The sequence below is a fragment of the Microvirga lupini genome, from assembly GCF_014191055.1.
GTDB classification, from domain to species: Bacteria; Pseudomonadota; Alphaproteobacteria; order Rhizobiales; family Beijerinckiaceae; genus Microvirga; species Microvirga lupini_A.
The window spans coordinates 831,139-844,188 of sequence record NZ_JACHWB010000001.1 but is presented as its reverse complement, the minus strand read 5'-3'; the positions used below and the strand labels follow the sequence as shown (position 1 = coordinate 844,188).

The window sequence follows — 13,050 nt, the reverse complement described above, 5'->3', positions numbered from 1 at the left end:
CTGAAATTTTTCATTGTGAGCTTGAAGCGGATTATCTCCGTCTCTCAACCACTGACTATACCCAAGCTTCTAACGTACAGGTAGATGCAATAAGGGCAAAGAAAAGGGGCCACGAAGCGGCCCCGATTACTCTTCATGCTGAGCTCGTAATCAGCTCAAGTTGACCTTCGCCTGATCGCCCGGCTTCGGCTGCTCGCCCGTCACGACGGCCTTCGCGTAGCCATAGAGATGCACCAATGTCGAGGATGGGCTGTCCCAGTACTCGCCCTTGGCGGGATGAACACGGATCAGGGCGATCTGCGGGTCGTCCGTGCCTTTCGGGAACCAGGCCCGCAGAGGCTCGGACCATTTCTCCTCGATCCTCGCCTTGTCGCGAACGATCTCCGCCTTGCCGGACACCGAGACATAGGTCTGGGTCTTCGGATCGCTGTAGGCGAGGTTGACTTCGCTGTCGCGCGAAATCTCCGTCATCTTGGGAGACTGAATCTGGGTGAAGAACCAGAGGTCGCCATGCTCGTCAGCGTCCTGGCTGTGCATGGGCCGGCTGTGCAGGGTCCCGTCGGTCTCGACGGTGGTCATCATGGCGATCTTCACGTCCTTGATCAGATCGTAAAGCTTTGCAGCATTCGGATCGTTATGGCCGTGCTGGTGCATTGTCGTCTCCTCGATTGATTTCGCGCTCCCGGGATGTGATCAGCGAAGGCAGCCACTCGGCCGGTCGAGCCGGCTCCCGAGGGGTCGGGTGAACAACGGACAAGGTGAGCTTTGGTTCGGAATACCGCATCTTCTCAGCGGGAATGCCTTAACGAACGGCCCGGCAGCCTATAGATGTCACGAAGATGACGCCTTGAATGGCCCAGGAGACGACGAAGTGGCGATCACCCGTGAGCATGTGCTGCAGGCCCTGTCGACCGTGCCGGTCGACGCAAACGGAACCAACCTCGTGGCATCAGGCCGCCTGTCCGATGTGGTGGTGGACGATGCGGGCCGGGTCATGTTCGCGATCACCATCGAGCCGTCCGAGGCTGCCAGCATGGAAAGAGTACGCCAGGCGGCGGTCACGGCCGTGCAGGGTCTGCCGGCGGTCAAAGGTGTCTTCGCCAGCCTCACGGCCGACCGGCCTGCCGGCGCAGGCCCATCCGGGTCACCTCCCGGCGGAGCCCGCCCGCGCTCGGCGGCCCAGCCCAAGAACCAGCGCATTCCAGGCGTGCAGCATGTGATCGCCGTGGCGTCCGGAAAGGGCGGCGTCGGCAAGTCCACCACCGCCTGCAACCTTGCGCTGGGCCTGAAGGCGCTCGGCCTGAAGGTCGGTTTGCTGGACGCCGACATCTACGGCCCTTCCATGCCGAAGCTCCTCGGCATCCACGGCAAGCCCCGCCTGCTCGAGAACCGGATCCTGGAGCCGATGGAAGCCTATGGGATCAAGGTCATGTCCATCGGGTTCCTGGTGGAGGAGGAAGCCGCCATGATCTGGCGCGGCCCGATGGTGATGTCGGCCATCACCCAGATGCTGCGGGAGGTCGCCTGGGGCGACCTCGACGTGCTCGTAGTCGACATGCCGCCCGGCACGGGCGATGCGCAGCTTACCATGGCTCAGGCGACGCCTCTGGCGGGTGCCGTGATCGTCTCCACGCCCCAGGATCTCGCCCTCATCGATGCGCGGCGCGGGGTGTCCATGTTCAAGCGAGTGGAGATCCCGATCCTCGGCATCGTCGAGAACATGGCAACCTTCGTCTGCCCCCATTGCGGACAGAGCTCGCACATCTTCGGCCATGGGGGAGCCAGGGATGAGGCGGCGCGCCTCGGTGTGCCCTTCCTCGGCGAGGTTCCGCTCAACATGACGATCCGCGAGCTGTCGGATGCAGGCCGCCCCGTCGTCGTCGCGGAGCCGGAAGGACCGCATGCCAGGATCTACAAGGATATGGCGCAGCAGGTCTGGACCGCTCTGTCGGGCGGCGCTGCCGCGCGCCCTGCCCCGCGCATCGTCATCGAGTGAGCGCGCCTGGCATGTGCCTGCCTCCGACGCTTGGTGTCATTCTGGCCGGTGGGCTCTCGCGGCGCATGGACGGCAACGACAAGGCTCTTCTGTCTCTTGCAGGTCGGCCCTTGATGGATCACGTCACTGGGCGCCTTGCGCCGCAATGCGAGGGCGTGATCCTCAATGCCAATGGCGACCCTTCGCGGTTCGGGAGGACGTCGTTTCCGGTGATCCCAGATTCCATTCCGGATCATCCGGGGCCGCTCGCCGGCATCCTGGCTGCCCTCGAATGGAGTGCGGCCCACCAGCCGGACATCGGCTGGATCGTGAGCGTCCCGGCCGACACGCCCTTCATTCCCATGAATCTGGTGCTGCGGCTGCACAGGGCATGCAGCGAAAACCGCAAGCTCATTGCCTGCGCCGCCTCGGGTTCGCAGGTGCATTTCGCAGTGGGCCTTTGGCCCGTCTCACTGCGGCACGATCTGCGTCAGGCGCTCGCGGATCAGGGAATGCGCAGCATCAGAGACTGGATCGGCCGCCACGGCCATGCCGAAGCCTCATGGCCGGTCGAGCCTGTCGACCCTTTCTTCAACATCAATACGCCCGAGGATTTCAGGCATGCCAAGGCCCTGGTCCGGCAGGAGAGCGTTGAATGACGGAACTTGACCTGTCCGGCCTGAAATGTCCCCTGCCGGTTCTGCGAACCCGCAAAGCCCTTCACTCCCTGCAGCCCGGCGAGCTGCTGAGGGTTGTGTGCACGGATCCTCTGGCCGGGATCGATGTTCCGAACCTGATCCGCGAAACCGGCGACATTCTGGAGGACCAGCGGCAGGAGAACACCAGCATCAGCTTTGTCATCCGCAAGGCCGGCCCGCCGGTATGAAAAAGGCCCGGCGAACCGGGCCCCTTTGTCGGCTTTCTGAGGATCAGGTGTCCTTGCGGAGCGAATCCTTGATCCCACCGATAGTGTTCTGGATCTTGCCCTCGGCCTTATCCATCTTGCCTTCGGTTTCCATCTTCGAATCGCCCAGGGCCTTGCCGAGCCCCTCTTTCATGCGACCCTTGATGTTCTTCATGCTGCCTTCGCTGCGATCACGATCCATGTTTCTCTCCTCTCAAGACATCTGACAAGCAAACGCTCGAGAAAGCCTTAGGTTTCGATGGAACATGGCAAACTCTGCAAAATGCAAACGCATGCTGATCAGAGCGGTCTTGATATAGTTCTAGAGAAGATATCTAGTTATTATCGAGAGCATTTCTGGATTAAATTTTGGTCAAATCCAGCAATTACGGAGACCATCTACACATTTTATTCATTGCTGCCAAGCCGAGGAGGTGATGCTCCCCTCGCCTGGCGTGTATCAGTCTTTCTTTGGATGGGGATGGACAATAGGCCATGGAGCCCTAGTTCGGATCGAACCGAAATTTAACGTTATAAAGTTTAATTACGTGTCCGCCGCCCGTCCCTCTCGATCCTCGCTCAAGGGTTCCCGCCGTTCCACCTCCCGCACAGCGTCTCGCGGGGCGGCTCTGCCTTTGGACCCCATGGCCTTGCTGGCCCATCAGCTCAGGACGCCCCTATCGACGATCAATGCCCTGGCTCAGGGCCTGATCCGGCGGGCCGACCGGCTGAGCACGCTTGATATTCAAGTCAAAGCCGAAAAAATCTGGCGGGCGAGCCTGCGGCTCGATGAGCTGATCGAAACGATCCTGTCATACACCCGCGCCAGCGCCGGCGGGATCATGCTCAACCCGAGCGAGTTTCATCCGTCGGAACTCATCAAGCGCGTCTGCCGCGAGCAGGGAGGTCAGGAGCCCGACCGCCCCTTTCATCTCGACATCAAGGACATGCCGGAGACGATCATCGGAGATCCGGTCCTGCTGGAGCAGGCGTTGGTCATCGTGGTGTCGAACGCCATGAAATATTCACGCCCGGATCAGCCGATCGATGTGACGGCACGCGGGGAGGACGGCATGATCAGGATCACCGTCAAGGATCGCGGCATCGGTATTCCGGAGCGGGATCTGCCTTTCGTCCTGCAGCCCTTCTTTCGCGGTCGGAATGCCAAGAAGCTGCCCGGAACTGGCCTGGGCCTAAGCCTTGCCTGGTACATCCTCAAGCTCCATGGCGGAAATCTTGAGCTGGAGAGCCGCGCGAGGCGCGGCACCAAGGTGAGTCTGATCGTGCCGGAAACGAACACGACCGGCCTCAGCTATTCCATCTGAAGAAGGTCTGGCCGCTCCTTCACGGACGGACCAGAATGCAGCGAAAGTCGTTCACGTTTGTCAGCGTCGGCCCTGTGACGACGAGCCTCTCGAGCTGCGCAAACGCCGTGTAGGCATCATTCGCCTCCAGGCGGGCGGCAAGATCCATCCCCTTTGCACGGGCGCTCTCCAGCAAGCTGCCATCGCACCAGGCACCGGCATTATCCTCCGATCCGTCGATGCCGTCAGTGTCACACGCAAGGGCGGAGATCCCGGCCTCCCCTTTCAGGGCGAGAGCCAGAGACAGCAGGAACTCGACATTGCGCCCTCCACGCCCCTGGCCGCGCACCGTCACGGTGGTCTCGCCGCCGGACAGAAGGACGCAAGGCGCCCGGGCGGGCTCCCCATGCATCAGCGCGGATTGTGCAATGCCGGCCATGACGCGCCCGACTTCGCGCGCCTCTCCTTCGAGAGCATCGCCGAGAACGAGAGCATTCAAGCCCAGTTCACGCGCTTTGGCAGCCGCCGCATCGAGGGCCATCTTGGGGGTTGCCAGCATATGGACATCGCCACCCGCGACAGGCTCTGTGATGGCGTTCGACCGGATGGTCTGCATGACATGGTTCGGCACATCGATGCGATAGCGGCGCAGGATCGCTAGGGCCGCCTCCGGGTCGATCCTCTCGGGGATTGTCGGCCCCGATCCGATGCTCGAAGGATCGTCACCCGGCACATCTGAAATCAGATAGGTGACGAGCTTCGCCTTCCCTGCAGCCGCTGCCAGCCTCCCTCCCTTGATGGCCGACAACGACTTGCGCACGAGGTTCATTTCGCCGATCGGCGCACCGGATTTCAGCAGGGCGCGGTTCAGCGCCTGCTTGTCGGCCAGGGTGACGCCTTCGGCTGGCAGGGACAGGAGCGCCGAGGCTCCACCCGACATGAGGCAGACGACGAGATCGTCAGGGCCCGCATCCTGCGCCAGGGCGAGAATCCGCCTGGCCGCCTGTAATCCGGCCTCGTCCGGAACGGGATGGGCCGCCTCCACGATCGTGACCGACCGGGTCGGCACCGCATGCCCGTAGCGGGTGACCACAAGCCCTTCGCAGGTTCCGCCCATACGGGCCCAGGCCTCCTCGAAGGCAGCCGCCATGCGGGCCGAGGCCTTGCCGGCGCCGAGGACGATGGTGCGCCCCTTGGGCCTTTCCGGCAGACGGCCGTCGAATTTTCCATCAGGCAGCGCTGCCTGCAAGGCCGCCTCAAACAGGGCGTGGAGGATGTCACGATCGATTTGCATGAGGCCACTTTACGTGAGAAATCGCGCCCGTGAAGCCTGTCGAGAATGCTGATCAAAGGACTTGGAGCCCGCCCCTCCTCCGTGCTTAAAGACCTGCCGTTAGCCGTCTCACCATTCGGATGACGGTCGCTTCAAGAAGGATGCCTCTGCCGATGCCGCTCCCCTGCCCCTTTGTCTCGGAGTTCGGGATATGAAGCCTCTCTCGCAGCTTCCGCTTGCGGCGGCGCGCTCCATTCGCGTGGTGCTGACCGACATCGACGACACGGTGACCACAGAGGGCCTGCTGACGGCAAAGGCCTATGGCGCGCTTGAAGAGCTGCATCGGGCCGGTTTCATCGTCATCCCGGTCACCGGGCGACCGGCTGGCTGGTGCGATCACATCGCCCGCATGTGGCCGGTGGATGCGGTGGTGGGCGAGAACGGCGCCTTTTACTTCCGCTATGACCGGCAGAGGAAGAAGATGCAGCAGCACTTCTGGGCCAGCCCCGAGGAGTTGAAGCAGAACCGTATCAGGCTCGATGCCATCGAGAAGGAAGTGCTGGCCACAGTGCCGGGCTCAGCGCTAGCCAGCGATCAGGCCTACCGCCTGGCGGACCTCGCTGTCGACTTCTGCGAGGATGTGCCGGCTCTGCCGGAGACGGAAGTGGACCGGATCGTAGCCATCTTCGAGAAGGCCGGCGCGCAGGCGAAGGTCAGCTCGATTCACGTGAACGGCTGGTTCGGCGCATACAATAAGCTCAGCATGGCGAAAACCCTTCTGGCGGATGTGTTCGGCATGGATTGGGAGCAGGCGAAGAACGCCGTGGTTTATGCAGGCGACTCGCCCAACGATGAGCCCATGTTCGAGGCTTTCCCCTTGAGCGTGGGTGTCGCCAATATCCAGGCCCTCGCGCATCGGCTGACGCATAAGCCCGCATACATCACGGAGAACCACTCGGGCGACGGTTTCGCGGAACTCGCCAGCCTGCTGCTTAAGGCAAAGGGTTGACCAGCTTTCAATAACACCATGCAAGAAAAAGCCCGGCTGAGCCGGGCTTTATCGTTCTGGTCAGAGTCCTGCGAGGTTGATGTACTTGATTTCGAGGAAGCCCTCGATGCCGTACTTGGAGCCCTCGCGCCCGAGGCCCGACTGCTTGACCCCGCCAAACGGCGCCATCTCGTTGGCCAGTGCCGGCGTGTTCACCCCCACCATGCCGCTCTCAAGCGCCTCCGCTACCCGAAACACCCGTGCCATGTCCCGCGCATAGAAGTACGACGCCAACCCGAACTCCGTCGCATTGGCCATCCCGATTACCTCCGCCTCATCCTTGAACGTGATGATCGGCGCCAGCGGCGCAAACGTCTCCTCACGGGTCACCTTCATGGCCTGCGTGATGCCCGTCATCACCGTGGGCTCGAAGAACGTGCTGCCCAGATCGGAGCGCTTGCCGCCCACCAGCACCTGCCCGCCCTTCTCCAGCGCATCCTGAACGTGCTCCTCCATCTTGGCGACCGCACGCTCGTCGATCAGCGGTCCCATGGCGACTCCGGCTTCCGTGCCGCGACCGAGCTTGAGGCCACTCGCCTTCTCGGCCAGCCTGGCGGCGAAGTCCTGAGCCACGCTCTCCTGCACGTAGATCCGGTTGGCGCACACGCAGGTCTGGCCCGCATTGCGGAACTTGGACGCCAGCGCCCCTTCCACCGCCGCATCGAGATCCGCATCGTCGAACACGATGAACGGCGCGTTGCCGCCGAGCTCCAGCGACAGGCGCTTGATGCTGTCGCCTGCCTCCTTCATCAGCCATCGCCCCACATTGGTCGAGCCAGTGAAAGTGATCTTGGCCACTTTCGGGTTGTGGCAGAACTCCTCGCCGATGGGCTTCGCCTCCGTGGTGGTGATCACCGAGAAGGCGCCCTTCGGCACGCCCGCCCGCTCGGCCAGCACGGCGAGCGCCAGGGCCGAGAGCGGGGTCTGGGCTGCGGGTTTCAGCACCATGGTGCAGCCGGCAGCCAGCGCCGGGCCGACCTTGCGGGTGATCATGCCATTGGGAAAGTTCCAGGGCGTGATGGCCGCGCACACGCCGACCGGCTGCTTGAGCACCAGGATGCGCTGGGACGGGCTGGCTCCGGGGATGATGTCGCCGTCGATGCGCTTGGCCTCTTCCGCAAACCACTCGATATAGGCCGCGTTCGAGATCACCTCGCCCTTGGCCTCCGCCAGGGGCTTGCCCTGCTCGGTGGTGAGGATCAGCGCCAGGTCGTCGGCGTTGGCGATGATCAGGTCGTACCAGCGGCGCAGGATGGCGCTGCGCTCCTTGGCGGTGCGCTTGGCCCACTCCTTCTGCACCGCGTGCGCCGTGTCGATGGCCTGCCGGGCGGCCTCGACGTCGAGATCAGGCAGTTCGAGGATAACGGCACCGTCGAACGGGTCGGTGACGGCAAAGCTGCGCCCGACGGACGCCCCCACCCATTCCCCCGCCACATACGCCCGGTCCACCAGCAAGGATGGGTCCCGCAATTTCAGAACACGACGATCCACAGGCTTGGCATGAGCAGTCATCACAGGGCTCCATCGGGCAAGGCGAAAACGAAAAGCAGCAAGTCATATATGGGCTGCCGCTGGGCTTGTGAACCGCAGGAGATGCGGGACCGGGTTGCCTCAGGAGCTTTCACGTTTTTGGGACCGGGACGTCCGACGTCTGAAATTAAGATAAAAATCAAAGACCTCTGCGACTTAAGGATGAACACCCCTCTCATTGATCGGGGCCGAAGTGTCTGTACCTTTCTGACCATCGCTCGCATGCCTCAGGCTGCGGCTCAGCAAGGCAGGATCAATCCGCCTTGAGAATAAAGGGAAGGAAATCGATGCGAGTTCTCAATAAGCTCCTGTTTGCCCTCAGCTGCACGGCCCTGGCTTCATCGGCCTATGCTCAGCAGGCGTCCGACGGCGTGGTCAAGATCGGCATCCTGAACGACCAGTCCGGCGTTTATGCCGATTTCGGCGGCAAGTCCTCCGTCGAGGCCGCCCGCATGGCGGTACAGGATTACGGCGGCAAGGTACTCGGTGTTCCGGTGGAGATCGTGAGCGCCGACCACCAGAACAAGCCAGACGTGGCCGCCAGCATCGCCCGCCAGTGGTACGATACGGAAAAGGTCGATGCCATCATGGAGCTGACGACCTCTTCGGTGGCGCTTGCCGTGCAAGGCCTGTCCAAGGACAAGAAGAAGATCACCATGACGACCGGTGCGGCCACGTCTGATCTCACCGGCAAGCAGTGCTCTCCTTATGGCTTCCACTGGGCCTATGATACCCACGCGCTTGCGGTCGGCACCGGCGGCGCGCTGGTGGAGAATGGCGGCAACAAGTGGTTCTTCCTCACCGCCGACTACGCCTTCGGCTACTCCCTTGAGGAGCAGACCTCGAAATTCGTGAAGTCGAAGGGTGGTCAGGTGGTCGGCGCCGTGCGCCATCCGCTGGCGGCCTCCGATTACTCCTCCTTCCTGCTCCAGGCGCAGAGCTCCGGCGCAAATGTCATCGGCCTGGCCAATGCGGGACTCGATACCGCCAATGCCATCAAGCAGGCTGCGGAATTCGGCATCACCCAGGGCGGCACGCGTCTCGCGGCACTTCTCTTCACGCTGGCCGAGGTGAAAGGCTTAGGACTTAAGGCTGCACAGGGCTTGACCCTTACCGAAGGCTGGTACTGGGATCAAAGCGACGAGAACCGTGCCTTCGCGAAGAAGTTCATGGACAAGACCGGCCGCATGCCGAACATGATCCATATGGGCACCTACTCGGCCGTGACGCAGTATCTCAAGGCCGTCGAGAAAGCCGGCACGGATGCGACCGAGCCGGTTGCCAAGCTGCTGCACGAGATGCCGGTTCAGGACGTCTTCGCCAAGAACGGCAAGGTGCTGCCGAACGGCCGCATGGTCTACGACATGTATCTCTTCCAGGTGAAGAAGCCGGAAGAAAGCAAGAGCGAGTGGGACATGTACAAGCAGCTCGCCAAGATCCCCGGCGACAGCGCCTACATGAAGGCTGCCGAGAGCGGCTGCCAGCTCACGCAGTAAGCATCTTGAACGACATAGGGCAGCATTGCGCGCTGCCCTATGTCCATTGCTGTCCGGCGATCGCTGGGGGCACCGCGCAGGATGCCTGAACCAATCATCGCCTCATCCAGAGAGTAGCGGCCGAACCCTATGGTCAGTACGCAACCTATCCTCAGCGCCACCGGGCTCACCATGGAGTTCCGTGGCTTCGTCGCCGTCAAGGACGTGACGCTATCCGTCAACGAGGGCACAATCCATGCCCTGATCGGCCCCAACGGCGCGGGCAAGACGACGGTCTTCAACCTGCTCACCAAGTTTCTCACGCCGACCCGCGGGCAGATCACGTTCAAGGGTGCGGACATTACCCGGCTGAAGGCGGCCGAGGTCGCCCGCCTGGGTCTTGTGCGCTCCTTCCAGATTTCGGCGGTGTTTCCCCATCTGACCGTGCTCGACAACGTGCGTGTGGCGCTGCAGCGCCCGTCAGGTCTTGCGACGCAGTTCTGGCGCTCGTCCAGCACCCTCTCGGCTCTTGATCAGCGAGCCATGGAGCTGATCGATGCGGTCAATCTCTCGTCCTACAGGGACCTGACGGCCGCCGAACTGTCCTACGGCCGCAAGCGAGCGCTCGAGATCGCCACGACGCTGGCGCTCGACCCGGCCATGCTGCTGCTCGACGAACCCATGGCCGGCATGGGTCACGAGGATATCGGGCGCATCTCTGACCTGATCCGGCGCATTGCCAAGAACCGCACCGTGCTCATGGTCGAGCACAACCTGAACGTCGTCGCCGATCTCTGCGACCGTGTCACCGTTCTGGCGCGCGGTGAGATCCTCTCCGATGGATCCTACGACAAAGTCAGCCAGGATCCGCGGGTGCGCGAAGCCTATATGGGAACCGAGCATGAGTAACGCCCCTCTTCTCGAAGTGCGCGGGCTCAATGCCTGGTACGGAGAAAGCCATGTCCTGCATGGAGTCGATCTCGACATCCGTGAGGGAGAGACCGTCACGCTTCTCGGCCGCAACGGCGCCGGCAAGACCACGACCCTGCGCGCGATCATGGGCATTCTGCGCCATCGCGAGGGCGTGATTCGGCTGCGCGGCAAGGACCTCCTGAGCCTGCCCCTTCATAAGGTCGCGCAGGCTGGCATCGGCTACGTTCCGGAAGAGCGCGGCATCTTCGCGAGCCTCAGCGTGTCGGAGAACCTCATGCTTCCGCCGACGGTATCGGACGGCGGCATGAGCGTGGAGGAGATCTACACGCTCTTTCCCAATCTCCATGAGCGGCGCTCAAGCCAGGGCACGAAGCTCTCGGGCGGCGAGCAGCAGATGCTGGCCATCGCCCGCGTGCTGCGCACGGGCGCGAAAATCATCCTCCTCGACGAGCCGACGGAGGGCTTGGCTCCAGTGATCGTGCAGCGCATCGGCGACGTGCTGGTGGCGCTGAAGAAACGCGGCATGACGATCCTTCTGGTCGAGCAGAATTTCCGCTTCGCCAAGAAGGTGGCGGACCGCTTCTACCTCATGGAGGATGGGCGTATGGTCAACTCGTTCCCGGGGCACGAGCTCGACGCGCGCATGGACGAACTTCACGAAGTTCTTGGGGTGTAGAGCATCATGAGTACAATCTTCGGCATTCCCACCCCTGCCCTGTACGGCCAGATTCTGATCGGTCTGATCAACGGCTCCTTCTATGCCATGCTGAGCCTGGGTCTGGCGGTGATCTTCGGCCTGCTGCGGGTCATCAACTTCGCCCATGGAGCGCAGTACATGCTGGGCGCCTTCGCAGCCTACCTGCTCCTGAACTGGCTCGGCATCAACTATTGGCTCGCCCTTGTCCTGGCGCCTCTGGTCGTCGGCGCTGTCGCCGTCGTCATCGAGCGCACCATGCTGAGCAGACTCTATGGTGTCGACCACCTCTATGGCCTCCTCCTGACCTTCGGCCTAGCGCTCATTCTCGAGGGCGCTTTCCGCTACTGGTTCGGAGCGGCCGGCCAGCCCTACGCCGCACCCTCGCAGCTGACCGGCGCGGTCAATCTGGGCTTCATGTTCATGCCGATCTACCGCGGTTGGGTGGTCATCGCCTCCCTTGTCGTGTGCATCGGCACATGGCTTCTCATCGAGAAGACCCGGCTCGGCGCTTACCTCCGTGCTGCGACCGAGAATGCCACCCTCGTTCAGGCCTTCGGCGTGAACGTGCCGCTGCTTCTGACCCTCACCTACGGCCTGGGCGCCGCGCTGGCAGCCCTTGCCGGCGTGCTGGCGGCCCCGATCTACCAGGTCAGCCCTCTCATGGGCTCGAACCTCATCATCATCGTGTTCGCCGTGGTGGTGGTCGGCGGCATGGGCTCGATCCTGGGCGCCATCGTGACAGGCTATGTGCTCGGCGTTCTCGAGGGCCTCACCAAGGTGTTCTATCCTGAAGCCTCGAGCATTGTTATTTTCGTGGTTATGGCCATCGTTCTGCTCGTCAGGCCGGCAGGTCTCTTCGGGCGGGAGGAGTAACATCATGGCTGTTGGAACCGAATATCTCGCAGAGCAGCCCAAGCTGCGCACCTCCGCCATCGTGCTGGGCGCGATTGCCATTGCGGCCCTGCTGGCGGCTCCCTTCTTCTTCTATCCCGTGCTCCTGATGAGCATCCTCTGTTTCGCGCTCTTTGCCTGCGCGTTCAACCTGCTTATCGGCTATGTGGGCCTGCTCTCCTTCGGCCATGCCGCCTTCTTCGGCGGCGCGGCCTATTTCACCGCCCATGCGGCCAAGGTCTGGGGCTGGGAGCCCCTGGCCGCCATCCTGCTCGGGGTGGCAGGCGCTGCCGCCATGGGTCTTGTCATGGGCTTCCTGGCCATCCGGCGCCAGGGCATCTACTTCGCCATGATCACGCTTGCCCTGTCGCAGATGTTCGCCTTCATCTGCCTGCAGGTGCCCTTCACCCACGGCGAGGACGGCATCCAGGGCGTCCCGCGAGGGCATCTGCTCGGCATCATCGACCTGAACCAGCCGCTGGCGATGTACTATGTCACGCTGGCGATCTTCCTGTTCGGCTTCTTCGCCATCTGGCGCATCGTCCACTCGCCCTTCGGCAACATCCTCAAGGCGATCCGCGAGAATGAGCGGCGGGCGGTCTCGCTCGGCTACCGCGTCGATCGGTACAAGCTCGGCGCCTTCGTCATGTCGGCGGCGCTGGCGGGCCTCGCCGGTGGGACGAAGGCGATCGTCTTCCAATTCGCGACCCTGACCGACGTGCAATGGCAGATGTCCGGCGAGGTGATCCTCATGACCCTGCTCGGCGGCATCGGCACCCTGATCGGCCCGATCGTCGGCGCCAGCCTTGTGATCGCCCTGCAGAACTACCTCGCAGCCTCGGACTTCCCCGTCACCGTGCTGATCGGCATCATCTTCGTGATCTGCGTGCTGCTGTTCCGCCGGGGCATCGTGGGTGAGATTCTGGAGTTCACAAAGCGCAGGTCGAAAGGCGCTGCGTAACTTAAGGGGCATCGGAACCCTGCCGGCGCTCTCTGCTGCGAGCGTCGGCCATTGATTGA

14 protein-coding genes are annotated in these 13,050 nt (G+C 62.7%); 10 read left to right on the top strand and 4 right to left on the bottom strand.

From position 1 onward, the window contains the following. Positions 1-150: 150 nt before the first annotated feature. Positions 151-654: a pyridoxamine 5'-phosphate oxidase family protein gene (locus FHR70_RS04225; RefSeq protein WP_183447399.1), complete on the bottom strand. Its 504-nt coding sequence runs from the start codon at positions 652-654 to the stop codon at positions 151-153. Between the two features lie 217 nt (positions 655-871). Here FHR70_RS04225 and FHR70_RS04220 point away from each other — a divergent pair, with 217 nt between their 5' ends. Genes FHR70_RS04220 through FHR70_RS04210 form a run of 3 tightly spaced genes read left to right on the top strand, consistent with a single transcriptional unit; the run spans position 872 to position 2,861 of the window. Continuing rightward, positions 872-1,996 carry a P-loop NTPase gene (locus FHR70_RS04220; RefSeq protein WP_183447397.1) on the top strand — a complete coding sequence of 375 codons (1,125 nt, stop codon included), beginning with the start codon at positions 872-874 and terminating at the stop codon, positions 1,994-1,996. An 11-nt stretch (positions 1,997-2,007) separates the two neighbouring features. Continuing rightward, entirely contained in the window at positions 2,008-2,634 is a 627-nt protein-coding gene (gene mobA / locus FHR70_RS04215) for a molybdenum cofactor guanylyltransferase MobA (RefSeq protein WP_183447395.1), read from the top strand. Continuing rightward, the gene (locus tag FHR70_RS04210) at positions 2,631-2,861 is read left to right on the top strand and encodes a sulfurtransferase TusA family protein (protein WP_183447393.1); all 231 of its coding nucleotides are present in this window, start codon (positions 2,631-2,633) and stop codon (positions 2,859-2,861) included. The genes mobA and FHR70_RS04210 overlap by 4 nt, the downstream gene beginning before the upstream one ends. A 43-nt stretch (positions 2,862-2,904) precedes the next feature. Here FHR70_RS04210 and FHR70_RS04205 read toward each other — a convergent pair whose 3' ends face one another. Further along, a complete protein-coding gene (locus tag FHR70_RS04205) occupies positions 2,905-3,081 on the bottom strand; it encodes a CsbD family protein (protein ID WP_183447391.1) in 177 nt (58 codons plus the stop codon). Between the two features lie 442 nt (positions 3,082-3,523). On the opposite strand from FHR70_RS04205, the gene FHR70_RS04200 reads away from it, so the two are divergent. Beyond that, positions 3,524-4,204: a sensor histidine kinase gene (locus FHR70_RS04200; protein WP_183447389.1), complete on the top strand. Its 681-nt coding sequence runs from the start codon at positions 3,524-3,526 to the stop codon at positions 4,202-4,204. Positions 4,205-4,223: 19 nt separating this feature from the next. Here the strand turns inward: FHR70_RS04200 and FHR70_RS04195 are convergent, their stop codons facing one another. After that, the gene (locus FHR70_RS04195; protein WP_183447388.1) at positions 4,224-5,477 is read right to left on the bottom strand and encodes a glycerate kinase type-2 family protein; all 1,254 of its coding nucleotides are present in this window, start codon (positions 5,475-5,477) and stop codon (positions 4,224-4,226) included. A gap of 190 nt (positions 5,478-5,667) precedes the next feature. Between FHR70_RS04195 and FHR70_RS04190 the strand changes: the two genes are divergently transcribed. Continuing rightward, positions 5,668-6,465, top strand: a complete 798-nt coding sequence (locus tag FHR70_RS04190) for an HAD family hydrolase (protein WP_183447387.1) — start codon at positions 5,668-5,670, stop codon at positions 6,463-6,465. A 60-nt stretch (positions 6,466-6,525) separates the two neighbouring features. Here FHR70_RS04190 and FHR70_RS04185 read toward each other — a convergent pair whose 3' ends face one another. Beyond that, entirely contained in the window at positions 6,526-8,016 is a 1,491-nt protein-coding gene (locus FHR70_RS04185; protein WP_183447386.1) for an NAD-dependent succinate-semialdehyde dehydrogenase, read from the bottom strand. 305 nt (positions 8,017-8,321) lie between these two features. Here FHR70_RS04185 and FHR70_RS04180 point away from each other — a divergent pair, with 305 nt between their 5' ends. The 5 genes from FHR70_RS04180 (at position 8,322) to FHR70_RS04160 (ending at position 12,991) form a co-directional block, all read left to right on the top strand. After that, complete coding sequence (locus tag FHR70_RS04180) at positions 8,322-9,530, top strand: ABC transporter substrate-binding protein (protein WP_246407789.1); 1,209 nt, start codon at positions 8,322-8,324, stop codon at positions 9,528-9,530. 129 nt (positions 9,531-9,659) lie between these two features. After that, positions 9,660-10,418, top strand: a complete 759-nt coding sequence (locus FHR70_RS04175; protein WP_183447385.1) for an ABC transporter ATP-binding protein — start codon at positions 9,660-9,662, stop codon at positions 10,416-10,418. After that, a complete protein-coding gene (locus tag FHR70_RS04170) occupies positions 10,411-11,118 on the top strand; it encodes an ABC transporter ATP-binding protein (RefSeq protein ID WP_183447384.1) in 708 nt (235 codons plus the stop codon). Before FHR70_RS04175 ends, FHR70_RS04170 begins: the two co-directional genes overlap by 8 nt. A gap of 6 nt (positions 11,119-11,124) precedes the next feature. Further along, entirely contained in the window at positions 11,125-12,012 is an 888-nt protein-coding gene (locus FHR70_RS04165; RefSeq protein ID WP_183447383.1) for a branched-chain amino acid ABC transporter permease, read from the top strand. Between the two features lie 4 nt (positions 12,013-12,016). Further along, positions 12,017-12,991, top strand: coding sequence for a branched-chain amino acid ABC transporter permease (locus FHR70_RS04160; protein WP_183447382.1), 975 nt, complete (start codon positions 12,017-12,019; stop codon positions 12,989-12,991). Positions 12,992-13,050: the final 59 nt, after the last annotated feature.